Annotated in this window: 17 protein-coding genes; 13 read left to right on the forward strand and 4 right to left on the reverse strand. The window is 63.9% G+C overall.

The genetic code is table 11. The features are described 5' to 3' along the window. Positions 1-91: 91 nt before the first annotated feature. The 10 genes from msuE to ACFHWW_RS00345 all read left to right on the forward strand — a co-directional run bounded on the left by msuE (position 92) and on the right by ACFHWW_RS00345 (position 9611). Complete coding sequence (msuE, locus tag ACFHWW_RS00300) at positions 92-649, forward strand: FMN reductase (protein ID WP_275599460.1); 558 nt, start codon at positions 92-94, stop codon at positions 647-649. A gap of 83 nt (positions 650-732) precedes the next feature. Further along, on the forward strand, positions 733-2082 hold the full coding sequence (locus tag ACFHWW_RS00305) for an LLM class flavin-dependent oxidoreductase (protein ID WP_379936977.1): 1350 nt from the start codon (positions 733-735) through the stop codon (positions 2080-2082). A gap of 16 nt (positions 2083-2098) precedes the next feature. Then, positions 2099-2944, forward strand: coding sequence for an ABC transporter permease (locus ACFHWW_RS00310; RefSeq protein ID WP_379936978.1), 846 nt, complete (start codon positions 2099-2101; stop codon positions 2942-2944). 96 nt (positions 2945-3040) lie between these two features. Beyond that, the gene (locus ACFHWW_RS00315) at positions 3041-4033 is read left to right on the forward strand and encodes an ABC transporter substrate-binding protein (RefSeq protein ID WP_379936979.1); all 993 of its coding nucleotides are present in this window, start codon (positions 3041-3043) and stop codon (positions 4031-4033) included. 9 nt (positions 4034-4042) lie between these two features. Further along, positions 4043-4813 carry an ABC transporter ATP-binding protein gene (locus ACFHWW_RS00320; RefSeq protein WP_275599458.1) on the forward strand — a complete coding sequence of 257 codons (771 nt, stop codon included), beginning with the start codon at positions 4043-4045 and terminating at the stop codon, positions 4811-4813. Between the two features lie 178 nt (positions 4814-4991). Next, on the forward strand, positions 4992-6164 hold the full coding sequence (locus ACFHWW_RS00325; RefSeq protein WP_018096150.1) for an ABC transporter substrate-binding protein: 1173 nt from the start codon (positions 4992-4994) through the stop codon (positions 6162-6164). A gap of 126 nt (positions 6165-6290) precedes the next feature. Then, complete coding sequence (locus ACFHWW_RS00330; protein ID WP_379936980.1) at positions 6291-7154, forward strand: branched-chain amino acid ABC transporter permease; 864 nt, start codon at positions 6291-6293, stop codon at positions 7152-7154. A 6-nt stretch (positions 7155-7160) separates the two neighbouring features. Then, positions 7161-8162 (forward strand): branched-chain amino acid ABC transporter permease, encoded by a 1002-nt coding sequence (locus ACFHWW_RS00335; protein WP_379937234.1) that lies wholly within the window; start codon positions 7161-7163, stop codon positions 8160-8162. Beyond that, positions 8159-8923: an ABC transporter ATP-binding protein gene (locus ACFHWW_RS00340; RefSeq protein ID WP_379936981.1), complete on the forward strand. Its 765-nt coding sequence runs from the start codon at positions 8159-8161 to the stop codon at positions 8921-8923. The genes ACFHWW_RS00335 and ACFHWW_RS00340 overlap by 4 nt, the downstream gene beginning before the upstream one ends. Then, a complete protein-coding gene (locus ACFHWW_RS00345; RefSeq protein ID WP_379936982.1) occupies positions 8904-9611 on the forward strand; it encodes an ABC transporter ATP-binding protein in 708 nt (235 codons plus the stop codon). The genes ACFHWW_RS00340 and ACFHWW_RS00345 overlap by 20 nt, the downstream gene beginning before the upstream one ends. 42 nt (positions 9612-9653) lie before the next feature. Here ACFHWW_RS00345 and ACFHWW_RS00350 read toward each other — a convergent pair whose 3' ends face one another. From ACFHWW_RS00350 to ACFHWW_RS00360, 3 genes are all read right to left on the reverse strand, one after another. Continuing rightward, complete coding sequence (locus tag ACFHWW_RS00350) at positions 9654-10319, reverse strand: hypothetical protein (RefSeq protein WP_379936983.1); 666 nt, start codon at positions 10317-10319, stop codon at positions 9654-9656. Positions 10320-10742: 423 nt separating this feature from the next. Then, positions 10743-12692, reverse strand: a complete 1950-nt coding sequence (locus ACFHWW_RS00355) for a CHASE2 domain-containing protein (RefSeq protein ID WP_379936984.1) — start codon at positions 12690-12692, stop codon at positions 10743-10745. Then, on the reverse strand, positions 12692-16309 hold the full coding sequence (locus tag ACFHWW_RS00360; RefSeq protein WP_379936985.1) for a FecR domain-containing protein: 3618 nt from the start codon (positions 16307-16309) through the stop codon (positions 12692-12694). The genes ACFHWW_RS00355 and ACFHWW_RS00360 overlap by 1 nt, the downstream gene beginning before the upstream one ends. 129 nt (positions 16310-16438) lie before the next feature. Between ACFHWW_RS00360 and ACFHWW_RS00365 the strand changes: the two genes are divergently transcribed. Then, positions 16439-16984, forward strand: coding sequence for a Pycsar system effector family protein (locus ACFHWW_RS00365; RefSeq protein ID WP_275599451.1), 546 nt, complete (start codon positions 16439-16441; stop codon positions 16982-16984). Positions 16985-17052: 68 nt separating this feature from the next. On the opposite strand, the gene ACFHWW_RS00370 is transcribed toward ACFHWW_RS00365, so the two are convergent. Next, a complete protein-coding gene (locus ACFHWW_RS00370) occupies positions 17053-17739 on the reverse strand; it encodes a GntR family transcriptional regulator (RefSeq protein ID WP_275599450.1) in 687 nt (228 codons plus the stop codon). A gap of 197 nt (positions 17740-17936) precedes the next feature. Between ACFHWW_RS00370 and ACFHWW_RS00375 the strand changes: the two genes are divergently transcribed. After that, entirely contained in the window at positions 17937-18983 is a 1047-nt protein-coding gene (locus tag ACFHWW_RS00375; RefSeq protein WP_275600123.1) for a 4-hydroxythreonine-4-phosphate dehydrogenase PdxA, read from the forward strand. A 75-nt stretch (positions 18984-19058) separates the two neighbouring features. Then, positions 19059-20045 carry a tripartite tricarboxylate transporter substrate binding protein gene (locus ACFHWW_RS00380; RefSeq protein WP_018096162.1) on the forward strand — a complete coding sequence of 329 codons (987 nt, stop codon included), beginning with the start codon at positions 19059-19061 and terminating at the stop codon, positions 20043-20045. Positions 20046-20111 lie beyond the last annotated feature (66 nt).

Below are 20111 nucleotides of genomic sequence, written 5' to 3' on the forward strand. Positions count from 1 at the left end.
ATCGGGAATAGAACGGCGTTCCTTTAGTCTACTAAGATTATAGATTTTGATGAGTATCACAGGAGCACGGATCTCACGAGGAGCTAAAGCGATGCCGCAGACACGAGTGGTGGGTATTTCAGGCAATATCACGCGTCCGTCCAGGACACGCGCATTCGTGGACCATATCGTCCACCGGCTGGCGGTCGATGCAGGGGCGTCGGCGCAGACCTTCGATATCGAGGACTTCGGGGCGTCGCTGCCCCCTGCGAGAAGGCTCGACGAACTCGCACCGGAAGCGCGCTATGTCGTCGGCCAGATGCTTGCAGCCGACATTCTGGTGGTGGGGTCGCCGACCTTCAAGGGAAGCTATACCGGCCTCTTCAAGCACGTCTTCGACCTGCTCGATCCCTCCTCGCTTCGCGGCAAGCCCGTCATCCTCGCCGCCACCGGGGGCGGGGAACGCCACTCGCTGATGGTGGAGCATCAGTTGAGGCCACTGTTCGGCTTCTTCGAGGCATTGGCGATCCCGACCGCGATCTACGCTTCCGACAAGGACTTTGCCGACGGCTCTCTCGCCTCCGAGGCGATCCATGAACGCGTCGGCAGGGCGGTCGGCGAGGCAACGCAGGCGCTCGCGCGCACCGCCAGGGCAAGCCTGGCGGCTTAACCGCAATTTCAACCCAACCCGGTTTGCGTCGGCAATCGAGGCGAGTGACGCCGGCCGGCGAAGCAAATCCAACGGAGGCAGCGATGACCAGACAGATCAAGCTTGGAGCCTTTCTTCCCGGCGGCGGCCAGCATATTGCCGCCTGGAGGCATCCGGGCGCTCCGGCAGATGGTGCCACCAATTTCGAATTCCACAGTAGGCTCGCCGAGACCGCGGAGCGCGGCCTGTTCGACGCCTATTTTCTCGCCGACAACCTCTCCGTCGGGCTTGGCGGGCGCGAAGGCGGCAATGCGAAGATCGCCGGTTTCGAGCCTGTCACTCTCTTTGCAGCACTCGCGCCGCTGACGACCCATCTGGGCTTCATCGCCACGGCATCGACGACCTATGAGGAGCCCTACACGCTCGCCCGCAAGTTCGCCTCGCTGGACCTTCTGTCCAACGGGCGGGCAGGCTGGAACGTGGTCACCTCCGCCGGGGACGAGACGGCGCGCAACTTCAACAGAGAGACGCAGCCGAGCCACGCCGACCGATACGAGCGCGCGCACGAGCACGTCGAGACCGTCAAGGCTCTATGGGACAGCTGGGAAGATGATGCCTTCATCCGCGACAAGGCGACCGGCCGCTTCTTCGATGCCGGCCGGGTTCACGACATCGACCACAAGGGCAAGCATTTCAGCGTCAAAGGACCGCTGAACGCGCCGCGTCCCGTCCAAGGACATCCGGTCGTGGTGCAGGCGGGGCAATCCGAGGACGGACGCAGGCTTGCGGCGGCCAGTGCCGAGGTGATCTTCACCGCCCAACAGAACCTCGCTTCGGCGCAGGAGTTCTACCGCGACATCAAGGCACGCGTGAAGCACGCCGGGCGCAACCCCGACCATGTGCTGATCATGCCGGGGGTGGCTCCTTTTGTCGGCCGGACCGAAGAGGAGGCGCGTTCCAAATATGAAGAGCTGAATGCGTTGATCGTGCCGGAGGACGGCGTGGCGCTGTTGAATGGCCTGACCGGCTGCACGCTCGACCTGACGGGATATCCGCTCGATGGGCCCTTGCCCGTCAGCAATGAGACAGAAGGAATGAAAAGCCGGCAGGCGCTGATCCGAAAGATCGCGGACGAGCATGGCTTCACCATCCGCCAGCTCTATCAGTGGATCGCGACGGCACGCGGTCACTGCACCGTCGTCGGCAGCGCCGAGCAGGTCGCCGATCAGCTCGAGGAGTGGTTCCTGAGCGAAGCCGCCGACGGTTTCAACATCCTGCCGCCATGGCTTCCGGGCGCGCTCGACGATTTCGTCGATCTGGTCGTCCCCATACTGCAGAGACGCGGCCTGTTCCGCACCGCCTACGAGGGGCGGACGCTGCGGGAAAATCTCGGACTTCCCCGTCCGGCGAACCCGTGGACTTTGGCGCGCGCGACCGTTCAGGCGGCCGAGTAAGAGGGGAGACACGAAAATGAGCTTGCAGGAACTCGACAGGTCGATCCTCCACGAAGGCGGCAGCGTCAGCGCAAAAGCGGACGAGTATCTCCGCCGGTCAGGCGCCGCCGCCGGCAGCGGGCTGTCGCGCTACGGACTGCTCATCGCCTTTCTTGCGCTCTGGCAGGCGGCCAGCACCGCCGGCTGGATCAATCCGGCCGTGTTTCCGTCCGTCGGTGCCATCCTTTCCGCCCTGTGGACGGGAATTTCCGGCGGAGCCTTGCTCGACGACATCGCGATCAGTCTTCAGCGCTCCGGAACCGCCTTCGTCGGGGCGGTGGTCCTGGCCATACCGCTCGGTCTCTTGATGGGGCAGGTGCGTCCGATCGAGAACGCGCTCGATCCCGTCCTCCAGCTTTTCCGCCAGACGTCCGCGCTCGCTCTCTATCCGGTTTTCATTCTGCTTCTCGGACTCGGCGAGGCGTCGAAAGTCTTCGTCATCTTCTGGGCGACGCTCTTCCCGTTGCTTCTGAATACCATCAACGGGGTCAAGGAAGTGGATTCGAAGCTGATCGAGATGGCGCGCGTCTATGGCGCGTCGCGTCTCACTGTGTTCCGTCGCGTGGTTCTTCCGGGCGCCGTTCCTTCGATCTTCGTCGGCCTGCGCCTGAGTGCGACGACTGCCCTGCTGCTGCTCATCGCATCCGAGATGATCGGGGCCAATAAGGGCATCGGGTTCCAGGTCATGAACGCCCAGTACAATTTCCAGATTCCCCTGATGTTCGCGGCGATCTTCATTCTCGCCGGGCTGGGGCTCGTCTCCAACTACGCGCTGGTCTTTGCGCAGCGCCGCCTCTGCCGCTGGAGCGACGCCTCGAACTAGAGCAATTCCAGAAAAAGTGCGCAGCGGCCTTCCGCCCGGAACTGCGGCAAAACGGCCTCGACATTCGAAACTTCCAGATCATGGAAAAGGTGACATATGACGATTTCCATTCGCGCCCTCGCATTCGGCAGCCTGTTCTCGATCGGGCTTTCCAGCCTTGCAGCAGCAGAAGCTCCGGAACCGGTGACGCTGCGGTTCCTCGCGAGCCAGGGCAGCCTGTCGCCGCACGAACTCGCCTATGAGCTCGGCTATTTCGACAGCCTCGGCATCAGGCTCGAGAATGTCGGTTATGCGGGAGGCGGGCCCGCATCCCTGTTCGCGCTTGCCTCCGGCAGCGTCGACATCGGCTCGGCGGCGACCGCAGCCGTCATCAACTCGATCGCCGGCGGAAACGATTTCGTCGCGGCCTTTCCGACCAACGGCATCAACGAGCAGGTCAAGAGCATATTCTACGTGCTCGACGACAGCCCGATCAGGTCCATCGGGGACATCGCAGGTAAGACGATTGCGGTGAATACGCTCGGGGCGCATCTCGACTATGCGGTACGCGAGGCGCTGCACAGCAAGGGTTTGCCCGAAAAGGCAGCAAACCTCGTCGTCGTACCCGGGCCGCAGCTCGAACAGACGCTCCGGTCGAACCAGGTCGACATCGCCGCCGTGGGATACTGGCAGGCGACCTTCAACGGCCAGATCTTGGATCACGGCGGGGTGCGCGCGGTCTTCGACGACACGGATGTGCTCGGCGAAATTGCCGGCGGTTTTGCGGTTCTCAGGCGGGATTTCGTCGAAAAGAATCCGGAGGCCGCCAAAAACTTCGTTGAACACTCCGCGCGCGCCGCCGACTGGTCACGCGAGCATCCGGAAGAAGCGCGCGCCGTGCTCGCCCGTATTCTGACCGAGCGCGGCGAAAACGGCGATCTCGCGAGGCATTGGACGGGATTCGGTCTGCGAAAGGGCGCGCAGGCGACCGAGCGCGATCTGGATTTCTGGATCGGCGTTCTCGAACGCGAGGGCAGCCTGCCGCAGGGCAAATATAAGGCTTCCGATCTTCTGTTCCGGCCGGACGCGACGTCCGCCGCGGCGAATTGAGGGGTGAAAATGGCTGAAGTCAGAAGCCTGCGCAAAGGGGAGGTGGCGTTGCGCGATCTCTCGAAATCCTTCCGGATCAACGGGCGGCGGCTCAGCGTCCTCAGGAACCTCAATCTGGACATCCGGTCCGGGGAATGCCTTGCAATCGTCGGGGCGAGCGGATCGGGCAAGACGACATTGCTGCGGGTTCTCGCGGGTCTCGAAACGGCCGATGCGGGCCGGGTATTGATCGACGGCCGGCCGGTTGCCGGTGTCGGCAAGGAGCGCGCCGTCATTTTCCAGGAGCCGCGGCTGCTTCCCTGGCTGACGGTTCTCGGCAATGTGGCCTTCGGCCTGAAGGTGCGAGGCGAGGATTCCGGACGCGCCGAGGAGCTTGCACGTCACTACATTTCGCTTGTCGGCCTTGCCGATTTCCAGGATGCCTATCCGAAGCAGCTTTCCGGTGGAATGGCGCAGCGGGTCGGGCTTGCGCGAGCGCTGACGGTAAAGCCCGAGATCCTGCTGCTGGACGAGCCGCTGGGCGCCCTCGATGCGATGACGAAACTGACGATGCAGCAGGAGCTCGAGCGCATCTGGCGGGAGGAGAACGTGACGATGGTTCTGGTCACGCATGATCTCGAGGAGGCCATCTATCTGGCGGATCGTGTCCTGGTACTGCCGAAGCAACAGGACGGAGCGCCGAGAGTGATCGACATCGACCTGCCCCGGCCGCGCGATCGCAGCGGCGCACGCTTCGTGCGCTACAGGCAGGAACTGCTTCGGGAATTCGGGCTGCACTGACGCACGCGCGCTTCCTCCATAACCCCCCGGACAAAACAATAACCGGGGAATTATGGATTTCCGCCCATATTTCATTTTTGCATCACCGTTTGACATGGCAGACTGCCCGCTGTCGATTGCGATTGATGTAAAAGGAAGCGATGCCGGCCGGGAGTAGCGGACTCGCGGGGGAGGAAATATGACAAGGCTCATTCTGGCCGCGCTCGCGGCTCTGGCAACGAGCGTGGCGGCGCAGGCGGATACGATCAAGGTCGGCGTCGTCGGACCGTTTTCCGGTCCCTTTGCGCTGCAGGGCAAGAACTTCAAGGCGGGCATCGACGCCTATATGGCGGTGAACGGCGCCAAGGTCGGCGACGACGATATCGAAATCCTATACCGCGACGTGCCGCAGGCGGACCCGGCCCAGTCCAAGGCGCTGGCGCAGGAGCTGGTCGTAAAGGAAGGCGTGCAATATCTCGCCGGATTCTATTTCACGCCCGACGCGATGGCCGTCACGCCGCTGCTCGAGCAGGCGAACGTGCCGCTGGTGATCATGAATGCCGCCACGTCGGCGATCGTCACCAAGAGCCCGCTCGTGGTGCGCACCTCCTTCACGCTCTGGCAGACATCCACGCCGATCGCCAAGGTGGCGAAGGATGCCGGCGTCTCGAAGATCATCTCCGTGGTCAGCGATTACGGCCCGGGTGTCGATGCGGAGAACGCATTCAAGGCCGGCTTCGAGGCGGTGGGCGGCGAGATCGTGGAGGCGATCCGCATGCCGCTCTCGACCAACGATTTCTCGCCGATCATGCAGCGCATCAAGGATTCCGGTGCCGAAGGCGTCTTCGCCTTCCTGCCGTCCGGCCCGACGACGCTCGGCTTCGTCAAGGCGTTCAACGAAAACGGCCTCAAGGATGGTGGCATCAAGTTCTTCGCGCCGGGCGACCTCACCCAGGAGTCCGACCTGCCGGCGCTGGGCGACGCCGCGCTCGGCCTGCAGACGACCTTTCACTATGCCGTTTCGCATGACTCGCCGGAAAACAAGGCCTTTGTCGAGGCGGCCGCCAAGGCGATCGGCAATCCGGCCGAGCTCTCCTTCCCCGCGGTCGGGGCCTATGACGGCTTGCATGTCATCTACAAGATGATAGAGGCGACGGGGGGCGAGCAGGATGCCCAGAAGGCGGTCGATGCCGTGAAGGGGCTCTCCTGGACAAGCCCCCGCGGGCCGGTTTCGATCGATCCCGAATCGCGCCATATCACTCAGAACATCTATCTGCGCGAGGTCGCCAAGGCCGATGATGGAACCTATTACAACAAGGAGATCCAGACCTTCGAGAAACAGGGCGATCCGGGTCTTGCCGCGGTGAAATGATCGGCGGCCATCATCTCGACCGGTTCATCGGAGCCGCCATATGCGACGGCTGCATTGCTGGTTTGGCGGAAGCCTTCCGGAATGAGGACCGAGGGTGAAGCCTTGCCACACCGTTAGGATGCGCTCATGCAAACCATCTCCAGCATAGCCGTCGATGCGCTCGCCTATGGCATGGTGCTGTTCGTGATCTCGATCGGCCTTTCGGTCACGCTCGGCCTCATGCGCGTCGTCAATCTTGCCCACGGCGCCTTTGCGATGATCGGCGGCTATATCGCATCCTATGCGGCGCGTGATCTCGGGCTCGGCTACGGAGTCGCGGTGCTGATCGCGGTCTTCGGCACGATCGTCATCGCCATCCCGATCGAGCGCCTGCTCTACCGCCGCATCTACGGTCAGCCGGAGCTGACTCAGGTGCTGATGACGATCGGTATCACCTTCTGCATCATCGGCATTGCCAACTACGTCTTCGGCCCGACTCTCAAGACGATCCCGCTGCCGCCGAGCCTCGAGGGCTTCGCCGATCTCGGCTTCCGCTCGATCGCCGTGCACCGGATCTTCGCGATCGTCTGCGGCCTCACCGTTGCCGGAGCCCTCTGGTTTGCCATCGAGAAAACCGCCTTCGGGGTCAAGCTCCGCGCCACCGTCGACGATGCGGCGATGGCGGCGGCACTCGGAGTGCGCACGGAGGTCGTCTATGCCGTGAGTTTCGCCGTGGCCGTGGGGCTTGCCGCGTTCGGCGGCGTCGTCGGCGCGGAACTGCTGCCGGTCGAGCCCTATTATGCGCTCAGATACATGGTCACCTTCCTGGTGGTCGTTTCCGTCGGCGGTGCGGGGTCGATCCCGGGTGCACTTGCCGCCTGCCTCCTGCTTGGCGGCATCGATACGACGGGGCGCTATCTGATGCCGGAATTCGGAGAGTTCTTCTTCTATCTCGTCGTCATCGCCATCGTCTGCGTGTTTCCGCGCGGCCTTGCCGGGAGGATGAAGTAGGTGACCATGGCAACGATGAACGAAGCAGCCACGGCACTTTCTGCGGGCAGGCGGGGGCTCGGCCGCGATCTTGCCGGCCTCGCCGTGATCCTCGTGCTGGCCGCCATCGGCTACCTCCTCTTTCCGAAGAATCTCGCGCTGCTCACCCGCATCATAGCGATCGCGCTGCTGGTCCTCTCGCTCGATCTCGTCACCGGCTATTGCGGCGTCGCGACCCTCGGACATGCCGCGCTGTTCGGCAGCGGCGCCTATGCCGCCGGGATCGCGGCCGTGCATTTCGGCATTACCGATCCGCTCCTCATGGTCGCCGCCGGTATTCTCGGCGGTGCGGTGGCGGGGCTCGCCTGCGGGGTCGTGATCCTTCGGGCGCACGGTCTGCCGCAGCTCGTGCTCTCGATAGCGCTCATCCATCTCTTCCATGAATTCGCCAACAAGGCCTCGTCCTGGACGGGGGGAAGCGACGGACTGGCCGGCATCGCGCCCGATCCGCTCATCGGTCTCTTCGCCTTCGACCTCTGGGGCCGCACGGCCTATGTCTTCGGCGTCGTGCTGCTCGCAATCGTCTTCGTGCTCCTGCGCCTCGTCGTGCGCTCGCCCTTCGGCATGCTCTGCCGCGGCATCAAGGAGGATCCGATCCGCATTCGGGCGATGGGCGCGTCGCCGACGATCGCCCTCCTCAAGATGTATGTGATTTCCGGCGCGGTCGCCGGCGTCGGCGGGGCGCTCAACGCCGTCTCGACGCAGGTCGTCGGTCTCGACAGCCTCTCCTTCACGCTCTCGGCCGAAAGTCTGGTCATGCTCGTGCTCGGCGGTACCGGCTCGCTCTTCGGGGCGCTTACCGGCACGATCGTCTTCATGTTCTTCGAAGATCTCGTCTCGGCGGCCAACCCCTTCCATTGGCTGACCATGGTCGGGGCCCTGTTGATCGCGGTCGTGCTCTTTGCGCCGAAAGGGCTTTACGGCACGGTTGCAGAAATCCTCGCGCGGCGACGGGGGGCGGGCCGATGAGCGCCATATTCGAAGCCAGAAATCTCAAGCGCTCCTTCGGCGGTCTCGCCGTCACCAACAATGTCAGCCTTTCCATGGCACCGGGCGACCGCGTCGCCCTGATCGGCCCCAACGGTGCCGGCAAGACGACCTTCGTCAATCTCGTCACCGGTAATCTGAAGCCGGATGCCGGAGAGGTGCGGATCGGCGGCGAAACCGTCACCCATATCGACGCGATCGGCCGCGTCCGCCGCGGCCTCGTGCGTTCGTTCCAGGTGACGCGCCTTTTCCAGGACATGACGCCCGCCGAGCACGTGGCGCTCGCGATCCTGCAGCGCGACGGCCGGGCGGGCCGCATGTTCGGCAATTTCCTGGCGATGCCCGGGGTGATGGCAGAGGCCGGTAGCCTGCTTGGCAAGCTTGGCCTGCGCGATCTGGCGCACCGGCCGGTGCGCCAGATCGCCTACGGCCAACAGCGGCTGCTGGAGATCGCGGTGGCGCTGGCGCTCAAACCTAAGGTGCTGCTGCTCGACGAGCCGGCAGCCGGCGTGCCGCAGAGCGACACGGGCCGCATCGAGCAGGCGCTCGCCGAGCTTCCCGATGACCTTGCCGTCCTGATGATCGAGCACGACATGGATCTCGTCTTTCGCTTCGCCAAGCGCGTGATCGTGCTTGCTTCCGGCATGGTCATCTTCGACGGCTCTCCAGCCGACGTCACCAAAGATCAGCGTGTGCGCGAAGCCTATCTCGGGAGCTATGCCGATGCCGGCAGCGCCGCTTGAGGTCGACAATCTCTCCGCCGGCTATGGGCCGACGCGGGTGCTGGAGGGGATTTCCTTTTCGGTGCCTGCCGGCGCGAGGCTTGCGGTTCTCGGCCGCAACGGCATGGGCAAGACGACGCTGCTCGCTACGCTCGCCGGCCAGACGCGCCGTTACAACGGACGCATCCGTATCGGCGAGGCCGACGTCACCACGCTGCCGAGCGCATCACGCGCGTTGAAAGGCCTCGGCTTCGTGCCGCAGGCGCGCTGCGTCTTCCCGTCCCTGACGGTTGAGGAAAATCTCTTCGTCGGTCTCAAGGGTCGGCCGAAGACGGCGCTGAGCGAGGCCTATGAGATGTTCCCGCGCCTCTACGAGCGGCGCCGAAACCTCGGCTTGCAGCTTTCCGGCGGCGAGCAGCAGATGTTGTCAACCGCCCGCTCGATCCTCGGCCGCCCCTCGGTCCTGCTGCTCGACGAGCCGCTCGAAGGACTGGCGCCGGTCATCTGCGAGGAACTGATGAAGGCTTTCGCCGAGCTCGCGAAGACCGGCGACATGACCATCCTGCTGGTGGAGCAGCGCATCCAGAGCGCCCTCGATTTCGCCGACCGGGTGATCATCCTGGAGCGCGGCAGGCTCGCCTGGAGCGGAACGCCGGAGGCGCTGGCGAAGGAGCAGGCCACGGTCGAGCGGCTGCTGGGGGTCTCTTGATCTCGACCGCTCCGGCGCTCGTCTCGAGTTGCCCGTGAGCACCTACACGGGGAGATGGCCCGCAAGGGCCTGATCGAATATGGAAACGCCGGCACCGTCTTTGATGATTACCGGGGTGGCAGGGTAGGCGGCAAGCGCATGGGTCGTGATCCACGCGGACGCGACCGGAGACATCCATGCGGTGAGGTTCAGGATGTCTTGGTGCAATATCGGAATCGGTTGAGCGAGAATGGGCTCATAGTGGGCGATCCGATTACGCAGCCGGCGAAGGTCGCGCAGCTTTTGCGCAATGATCGCGCGCTTGAGGCCGGCGGTCTGAAAGATCGGGCGAAGCGTTCCCCAGAGGTGGTTCGAGGAGCGACCGAACACCGAACTCCAGAACCCGAAATTCAGTTCTGCGATCATCTGGCTGTGGGTGGCGGCCTTGCCGTCGCGGAGAAGCGTCTGCTCGGCCTTCGCCACGCAATCCTGCTGGTACTTATCAGTCAATACGGCGGGGTCATGGAGCCACGCTGCACCATGCATAGCGGTCAAGGCACCGTCCACCTTGTTCCGCAAGGCAACCTCCATCATATGAAGAGAGGCGTAGAAGTCGGCGGATAGTCGAACGTTATAGCTATACAGGCGCTCGCCCAAGCCCACGTCACCCTGAGCCCACCCCAAGTAGGTGGAGAAGCGATCCGCAGAGAGAATGTCGGCAAGGGGCATGTGGAGGGATTGCGGTCTGGTTGCTGAAGGATAGCTGCTAAACTAGGTGTGGGTCTTGTAACGAGACGGTCTCCGTGCCATATAGAGCACGTATCCCCCGGCTGGTCACTGCTCCGCACACCGCCGGGGCAAGTTTTTTCTGGGGTAGACAGCAGGTCATAGCGTCCCCAAGTAGAGAACATTCTACTCACCACAAGGCTCGCTTCCCGCTCGATGAAAGCGTCCCCGCGGAGGTGCATGGCATGAGCATCGCCGCGCTCTTCACCACCGAAAAGCCGTTGAGGTGAGACGCCTTTCTGCGGGCGCTGAGCCGCATCAGTAAAGCCCCTTCTTTTTCGGTTGATCCTTTCTGACCTGGAGGGTTTTCGCGGCCGGCTTCGGCGGCTTGCATTGAGCGCCAAGCCCGTGATTTGCCCTCATCCACTATTTCAGCAGCCGTTCCCGCTCGCGCTCGTAATAGCGCGCGAGCGGCGGCAGCGCCGCCTTGAGTTCATCGAACAAACCGTCATCGGAAGCGATCTCGCCGCTGTATTTCCCGGCGAGGTAGGCGCGGTGGCGTGCGAGCGCCGGTTCCGAAGCCCCGTCGACCAGGGTGAAGACGGGGGAGACCGTGCTGCGTCCCTTGACGGTGATGCGGTCGAGCTCGGCAACCGCAAATTTCCGGGCGGCGAGTGTTGCAGTACGTTCGCCGAGGAGCAGCGGCACACCGTAGTCCTTGGAGGCACCTTCGAGGCGGGAGGCGAGATTGACCGCATCGCCCAGCGCCGAATAATCGAAGCGGCGGGCCGAGCCCATATTGCCGACGACGCATTCGCCCGTGTTGATGCCGATGCCGATCCTCAGCGCCTTCGGCGGACGCCCCGCCGCTTTCGCCTCGGCTTCCAGCTCTGCGTTGAGACCACCGAGGGCGGCAAGCATGTCGCGCGCCGCCTGAACGGCATGGACGGCATGGTCCGGATCGTCGAGGGGAGCGTTCCAGAAGGCCATCAGGCAGTCGCCGATATATTTGTCGATCGTGCCGCGTCGGTTGAGCACCGCCTCCGAAAGAGGGGTCAGGAGCCGGTTGACGAGCGTCGTCAGTCCTTCCGGATCGTCCTTCATGTCCTCCGATATGGTGGTGAAGCCGCGAACGTCGCAGAAGAGTACCGTGAGCGTCCGTCTTTCGCCGCCGAGCTTCAGCTGCGATGGGTCACTTGCCAGCCGCTCGACGAGGGCCGGCGAGAGATACTGCGCGAAGGCACGGGTGATTTCCCGCCGCCGCCGCCGTTCATCCGCGTAGTCGAGGCCCGCCTGCCCCACCGCCACGGCGAGAAAGGCGAGTGCCGGGGCGAGGGGCGAGACGAACGCATGGCCGAGGCGCATCAGGCCGTAGCTCGCAAGAAAGATCAGAGTAAGGGCGAGGGCGCCGTAACCAAGCGTCTTCCAGCTCGTTGACCTGAGGACGGCAAGGGCTGCGGCCAGGCTGGCGAGGATGATCGCCGCGATGGCAATGCCCGCGCCCGCCTGCCTGACGAACAGCCGGTGCACGAGATTGTCGTAAATGGTCGCCTGGATTTCGGCACCGGCGACGCGGCCGCGTGAGAAGACCGTGTCGGAGGTGGGGAAGGCATCGACGCCACCACCCGCGATGGTGGGCGCGTTCTGCAGGCTCAGGCCCACGATGACGACCCTGTCGCGGAAGGTGCCCTCCGGCAGGAAATTCTCGGGGTCGAGCGCCTGATAATAGGAAACGGTCGGATAGGTCCGGGCCGGGCCGAAGGTCTGCATCAGCGCCCTTCTCGGCGGCACCGCCGGCTCGGCGCCGGCGACGGTCGCGAGCGTTGCGGCGAAACCGTCCGGATAGGCGGGGATCTGCCGGAGCGCTCCGTCGCCGCTGAGGCCGACCGAGGCGATGCCGACCTTCGCGCCCCGTGCCAGAAAGGCGGGAAGGGGCTCGGTCCTGACGAACTGCTCTGCCTGGGGTGTCCGGATCAGCGTCTCGTCGCCGGCAAGCACCACATCGGGCCCGAGAACTTCGGCGAGCGCCTGATCGTTCTCCGGCGCGGCGGCCGGTTCGGCGAAGATCACGTCGAGGCCGATCGCCCGGGCGCCGGCGGCCCTCAGGGCTTCGATCAGGCGGGCGTGCAGCGCGCGCGGCCAGGGCCATTGACTGCCGATCTCCGCCATCGAGGGTTCGTCGATGGCGACGATGACCGGGCCGTCTTCCGGTAGCGATGGCCGGCCGACGATCGAAAGATAGTCATAGGCGCGCAGGTCCACCAGCGACCACGTACCGGTCAGCGAGACAGCCGAGACGAGGGCGGCCACGACGGTCGTCAGGGCGGCAAGCTTTACCCGCCGGGAGGAAAGGCGAAGCTCGCGAAAGTCGTTCATCAGAACCGCACTTTGACGGTGCCCTTGACCGTGGGACCCCAGCCGGGCAGCCCGTCGCGCACCTCGAACTCCTCGTCCAGAAGGTTGAAGCCGGCGAGCTCGACTTCGAACCGCTTGTCGAAGGGCTCCCATTGGAGAGCGGCGTCGAGCGTCCAGAAGTCGTCGAGTGTCGTGGTGCCGTCGGTACGCTCGCCTATATAGTTGGCGGCGACGGTCGTTTTGACATTGGCTGTGCTGACGAAGGTGAGTGCCACCTGGCCTGAATATTCAGGCAGAAAGGGTAGATCGCCGCCGGCGCCGGTCGAGAGGTCCTCGCTTTCGATCCGGGCCACCGTCGCCGACAGGCCGAATCCATGTCCGAGCGCCATGTTGGCGGTTACTGCCACGCGGTCGAGACGGCCCTTGTCGAAGTGGAAATCAGTCAGTGGGAGGAAGGGGCTGGTAACTGGGGTGGCAATCGAACCGTCGCGGATTTCCTGGTGCTGGTAGTCGACAGCGGTGAAGAGCCAGTCGCTCCATTCGGCATCCCAGCGCAAGGCCAGCGTGTCGGCATAGCCTTCCGTGCCGATAAGGAACTGGTTGGGCTGCAGCCCGACGATGCCGACCGGCGCAAGCGTAGCAGAGCCGAAATTATACCCTTCGCGCTGAATGGCGGCGCGCAACCAATGGCCCTCCGATGGTGCCCAGGCGACCCCGAGCTTCGGTTCGAGCCGGATGTCGTCGTCGTTAACGTCCTCTATGTAACGGGCAAACAGCGCGCCTTCTATCTTGAGGTCGGGGGTAATTTCGTACAGGCCGTCGATATACGCCTTAGCCACGGCGTGCGTGTCAGAATCATATTCATAGTCGTCCACAACTTCTGAGGGGGGCGGTAGGACCAAACTGAAATGGGTACGGGTGTCTGCTCGAATCTTCCCGCCCTCGACGCCATAGCGCCACGTCAGGTCGCCATCTCCATACAGATGGTTAAGGGCCGCGATGTAAGTCCGCTCTCTTGCGTCCAGATCGAGATTCGTTTCAGTGCCCGCCCCATCCAGAATGCGCAGGCTGTCCCCAGAGCGAAGTTCTTTGAAGAAGAGTGCGGCGTTTCCGACGTTGCGGTATCCGAATGTATGGCTCCATGCGAGCCCGGAAATGAGGCCGGAAGACTCGTCCCCTATCTCAAGGTCAGGCGGAACGGGCAGAAATTGCTGGGTCTCCTCGATATCGGAATAGTTCGCGAAGGCTACAATGCGGTCATCGGGCGTCGGACTGGCCGTAACGTAGCCGTTGCCTCCGATTATCCGCAGGTCACGTTCCAGGCGCGCGCCTCCGGATTCGACCGTATCCCGCGGCTCCTCCCACTGGAACGTACCGTAGACGCTGATGGGGAACGGTGAGACCGTAAATCCCCGAACCGCAGCTTCCCCGACCCATCCGGTATGGTCCTCATTGGCGATGAACCCGCCGCCGAGCTCCGTCTCGAAAAAGGGCGAACGCAGCAGATTGACCGTTCGCTCGCGGCTGGCGAGCATATGCGGCTCGATCAGAAGCCCTTGGATGAGAGCGGAAAAGCTTGTGGTATTGACCGTGTTCGCGACGGCGTTGGCGGTGAAATCGTAAGCGTTGAAGAAGGGATTGACGCTGCCGCGCACCGCCTGGTCGACATAGCTGGCGCCGGTGAAGGGATCGAAGACGGCGTCGCCGTAATATTGACCCCAGGCATCCAACCCCTGCAGCCGGAAGGCGTCGTTGAGCGTCGAACCTTGCTCCTGGTTGGCGCCGAGTGCCGCCGTGTCGCCGCCCTTGGCGCGGGTGCGGCGCAGGGCTTCCTGAGCATTGCGAATGGCCGCGTCCGCATCATAGGCATCGATCGCGATCGCGGTTCTGACCGTCGCCACGACGGGATCGTTCGGGTCGAGCCGGTCGGCATTGTCGAGCGCCTGAGCTGCCGGAACGCGGTCGCCCTTCTCGTAATGCGCGGCTGCGAGCAGCAGCTGTGCGTTCGAATAGGCCGGGTTGGCCGTCGAGCCGGCGAGCAGGTCTTCCACCGCCTTGTCGGCCTCGCCGTTCTGCATGTGGTAGCGGCCGCGCGCCACGAGCGCCACGTCGAAGGAGGGATCGACGGAAAGCGCGGCGTCGATCTCGCGCTTCGCCTCGGCCATCCGCATCTCGTCCATGTATTGTATTGCAAGGTTTGCGTGCGAGACGGGATCGAGCGGATCGAGCGCGATCGCCTGGTTGAAGGCGGCCTCCGCTGCACGGTTGTCGCCGCGCGCGCCCTGGACCAGCCCGAGGGCGTTCCAGATCGACGAGGACCCTGGGGCAGTCTCGAGCGCCCTGTTCAGGTCGGCAAGGGCGGCATCGAGATCGTTCTCGATGTAAGAGCGGTAATGTGCGCGCGCCTCGAGAGCCGTCGGGTCTTCAGGGTCGATCGCAAGCGCCCGCTCGACGCCGTCGCGAAGCTCGTCGCGATCGTCCAGCAGCAGGGCGAGCTGCGCGCGTGCCGCAGGCAGGGTCGGGTCGTCGGGATATTGCTGCTCGGCCCTCTTGATCACTGCGATCGCCGCCGGAATGTCTTCGCGGAAGCCGGCGGTCCAGGCCCTGACCATGCCCGCATAGCGGCCGCTGGCATTGCGCGGCGGCTCCTCGACGCGTTCGGGGTTCGCGAGCCCGCGCGAGAAATAGCCGCCATAGGCCGCGATCGTGCGGCGGCTCGGGTCGAGGCCGCGTTCGGCCCTGGCGAACAAGCGCGCCGCCTCTTCATACCGGTTGGACGAGCCGGCGATCAATGCGCGCACGAGATCGGCACGCGCTGCCTGGGATCGGCTCAGGCCCCGTCCCGCCGCTTCCGCGAGCGCGGCCTGAGCCTTGTGGCGGCCATCGAGCGAAAGATAAATTTCCGCAAGCGTCAGCCACTCCTCGGTCGTGCGCGAGCCTGCGGGTTTCGCTTCGACGCGCGCGCGCTCCCGACGCATTTCGGGAACGCTGAAGGGCGTGGCCGGCATCCAGACGAAGGCGTTGCGGAGCGACAGATGAAAGAGCATCTGCTCGCGGTCCTTCGGGGTGACGATCACGATCTTCGTCGGTGCGCTGCCGATCGCCGCAACGGCGCCTTCGCCCTGCTTCACAGTCACGCTGCCATAGGCATTGCTGAGTTCGACGACACCTTCGAGGACGACGAGCGAGGTCTTGCCGTCGGGGCCGACCGTCAGCGTCCAATCGGTGCCGCGAATGGCGGCGGCCGCGGCCGGCGTGTCGATGACCAGGCCCTCGCCGCCGCGCTCGGCCCGGGCCCAGATCGTCCCTGATTCCAGCCCGAATTTCGTGTCGCCCGCGCCGATTTCCTTAACGCGCAGCGCGGTATTGCGCCCCAGTCTTATCTGCGTGTGATCTCTGAAGAGGACCGCGAGCGCGCCGGTGGCATTGGTGCGCAGCACATCGCCGGGAATGAGATCCTGAGCGAGGTCGACGACCCGCCAGTTGGAAACGTCGACGAAACGCACCTCCTCGCCGGACTTGCGGGCGATAACGGAGCCGGCGGCCGGCGAGGGGCGCGGAACGGGCTCGGCTTGCGCAGACAAGGGCGCAAAAAACGTCGCCGCGGCAAGCAATGCTCCCGTTCTTCTTCCCCGCATTCTCGTGTCACCCCTCGTTATACTGAATCCAGTGAATTTAGAGGGGAGAAATGTCAAGAGCCCAGTTTTGGGCGGATGTTTTTACTCGTCGAGTGTAATAAAGAGGAGACGAATAAAGGGGAGTGGCGAATGGAAGCCGGGGGTAATCTGTACAAACTCGATCTGCCAAGTGAAGGAGCCGGGCCGGAAGTGGCACTCGGCGCCTATTACGATCACATCAGGAAGATCAACGATGTCTTCGCCGATCAGATAAAGACGTCGGACCAGAAGGCGGCCTATATCTTCACCTTCATGTTCGCCTTTCTCGTCACTTCGCAAGAAGGGCGGAGCGTCTTTTCCTGGCAGCGTTACGCCGAAGGCGGCGGCATGGCGCTGGCCCTGTCGGCAATGCTTGCGCTTGCTTCGGTCTTCTCCATCGTGTCGGCTATACTCGTGGTGCTGCCGAGGAAGAGCACCACCTCCACGACGCTGTTCTGGGGCGCCTGGTCCCGTCATCGCGACAGCTTCATCCGAGCGGCGGAGACCGGCGATCAGGCCTATCTCTTCCGCCAATATGCCGAGAATGCGGACGCGCTTGCGGCGATCGCCTGCGGCAAATACCGCTGTGTCAGCTTCGCTTTCCGTGGCCTGCTGGTAACGGTGCTTGCCTATATCTGCCTGCTGGCGGTGAAGTGATCGGCGCCGAGCGGTGATGCCCCCTGGCCGGCAGGCCAGAGGGCGTATTTCGCTTTTGCGTCGACGCTCTAGACCGCGTCGCGTACCCGTTCCCAGGCCTTCGTCAGATGAAGCCCCAGCACTTTCGATAGCCTGGCCTTGTCGCGGGCTTCGAGCGCGGCGATCATTTCCTGATGTTCGGCGACCGCGGCGGCCCATTTCTCCGGGCCTTCATGGCCGATGAAGCGGATGCGCTTCAGCCGCGTCTGCAGCATGGCATGCATGTCGGCGAGGGCCGCATTGCCCGAAAGCCGGGCGATGGCGGTGTGAATGTCCTGGTTGAGCTTGTAATATTGCATCCGGTCGCCCGCCTCGTAGCGGCGCACCATTTCGTCGTGGAGCGCCCGCACTTCGGCGATCTCCGCATCCGTCGCGGCCTCGCAGGCAAGCCTGCCAGCGAGCTCCTCCAGGGTCTGCAGCACGGTGAGCATGTCCTGAACGTCCTTGGCGCTGAAGCGCTTGACGACGGCGCCGCGGCTCGGGACGAGCTCCACCAGGCCTTCGCTCGCAAGATACTTGATCGCCTCGCGCAGCGGCGTGCGCGATACGCCGAGCTGTTCGCCCAGTTGCCCCTCGTGCAGACGGGTTCCGGGCGGAAGGTCGCCCTCGATGATCATGTCGCGCAGATGACTGACCAGCGTGTCGTGCAGTGCGGTGCGCCGGATGGGGCCCGGGCCGCCTATGGGTCGCTGCTCCAGTGATTTGAGTTCGTTCATTTTCTCGTCTGAACCTTGGGCCCGCCGCGCGGCCCTTCCCCTTGAGTGTGCGCGATTGAATCAGCGCCGTTCATTCAAGCATGGAGACTGCCCCGGAAGTCGTCAACAGAAAATGCTGCATACAGAATACAAAAGACTTGATGCAGAATTTTGAATGACGTATGAGACATTCAAGCATGAAGCGGAGGACATCTCGAATGACGACATCTGGAGCGGACGGAACGAAGGAGCGGCGCCCTGTGATTGCGCTGGCCATGGGCGACCCCGCGGGAATCAGCCCGGAACTGACGGCGCAGCTTCTGGCTCTTTCCGACATCCGCGACGCGGCGCACATCATCGCCATCGGCGATCGCCGCATCCTCGACGAGGGCGCCCGGGTGGCCGGCGTCACGCTGGATCTGGAAGCCGCTTCGCTCGATGCGCTCGACGACGCCGGCACCGTCCGCCACGTCTTCGTGGATCTCGCCCATCTCGATCCGGCCGATGTGGTTCGCGGCGAGGCGACGCTTGCCGGCGGCACCTTCGCCACGCGTAATTTCCGCACCGCCCTCGAACTCGCCCATGCGGGCAAGGCCGATGCCGTCTGCTTCACCCCCTTCAACAAGAAGGCGATGCGCTTTGCCTATCCCGGCTATGACGACGAGATCCGCTTCGTCGCCGATGTGCTTTCCTTCACCGGAAAGGTTCGTGAATTCAATGTTCTCGAAAAGGTGTGGAACGCGCGGGTGACGTCGCATATCCCGCTCAAGGACGTGGCGTCCCACCTGTCGGTGGAGGCGATCCTGGCCGAACTCAAACTGACTCAGGCCTGCCTCAAGGATGCCGGCTACGAGGAGGCGAAGATCGCGGTTGCGGGACTCAATCCGCATGCCGGCGACGGCGGCAGCTTCGGCATGGAAGAGATCGACATTATCGAGCCGGCGGTCGCAAAGGCCAAGGCGCTCGGCTTCAACGTCGAGGGGCCGTTCCCGGCCGATACGGTCTTCCTCCGGGCGCTGAAGGAAGGCTTCAACGCGGTGATGACCATGTATCACGACCAGGGTCAGATCGCCATGAAGATCATCGGCTTCGACAAGGGTGTGACGATGATGGGCGGACTGCCGTTCCCGCTCTGCACGCCCGCCCATGGCACCGCCTACGACATCGCCGGCAAGGGGATCGCCGATATAGGCGCAACACGCGAGGCGATCCTGCTTGCTGCCCGCATGGCGAAGAAAAAGAGGGCGCTTTCGGCTGCTGCCTGAATTCGTACGCTTTCGATGAATACCGGCGTGAGGGGAGGTCTCGCGCCGCAATCCAGCTCAAAGGGAGGACCACGCATGAAAAAATCCGTCTCCATCGCAGTAATCGCGGCCGCCGCTTTCGGCCTTGCCGCGCCGGCATCGGCGTTCGAGCCGAACCGCCCGGTCGAATTCGTCGTCACCGCCGGCCCCGGCGGCGGCACCGATATCTTCGCGCGCACCATCCAGGCGATCATCGGCAAGTACGAACTGATGAAGGCACCGGTCGTCGTCACCAACAAGGGCAGCGCCGGCGGCGCGGAAGGCTTCGTCTACACGGCTGGCTACAAGGGTGATCCCTACAAGCTCGCCTTCGGTACCAACAATGCCTATCTGCTGCCGGTTCGCGCCAAGGTGCCCTATACGTCCGAGGACCTGACGCCGGTGGCCTCGCTCGCGTCCGACGAGTTCGTGCTTTGGGTCAATGGCAAGGCGGACTACGCGACGGCTGCCGATTTCGTGGCCAAGGCGAAGGAAGGCGGCCTGAAGATCGGCGGCAGCCAGTCCAAGGACGCCGACCAGATCCTGACTTCGATGATCAACGACGCGACCGGCGCCAAGATCAACTACATCCCCTTCAAGAGCGGCGGCGAGGCGGCCGTTCAGCTTGCCGGCGAGCACCTCGACGCCAATGTCAACAATCCGAGCGAGAACCTCGGTCAATGGCAGGCCGGCATGATCAAGCCACTCTGCGTCTTCAAGAGCGCGAAGTTCACGAGCGACGCCAAGGTCGCCGGCGACAAGGCCTGGAGCGATATCCCGACCTGCAAGGAAGCCGGCATTCCGATCGAGAACTACTCGATGCCGCGCACCGTCTGGCTACCGGCCGGAGTCGAGCCTGAGGTCGTCCAGTTCTATGCGGATGTGCTGCGCAAGGTCTCCGAGACCCCGGAATGGGCGAAATATCTCGCCGACAGCTCGCAGTCTCCTGGCTATATGACCGGCGACGAACTCAAAGCCGTCATCGAAAAGGATGGCGCGACGATCGGCGAAGTGCTGAAGCGCGAAGGCTGGCTCGCCAACTAAGGACCGGTCGATGGGCGCCTGGGCCCGGGGGATGAGGATGCGGGCAGAACCGCATCCATCCTCGGC

The sequence above is a fragment of the Sinorhizobium sp. P24N7 genome (assembly GCF_042436655.1).
GTDB lineage: Bacteria > Pseudomonadota > Alphaproteobacteria > Rhizobiales > Rhizobiaceae > Sinorhizobium > Sinorhizobium meliloti_A.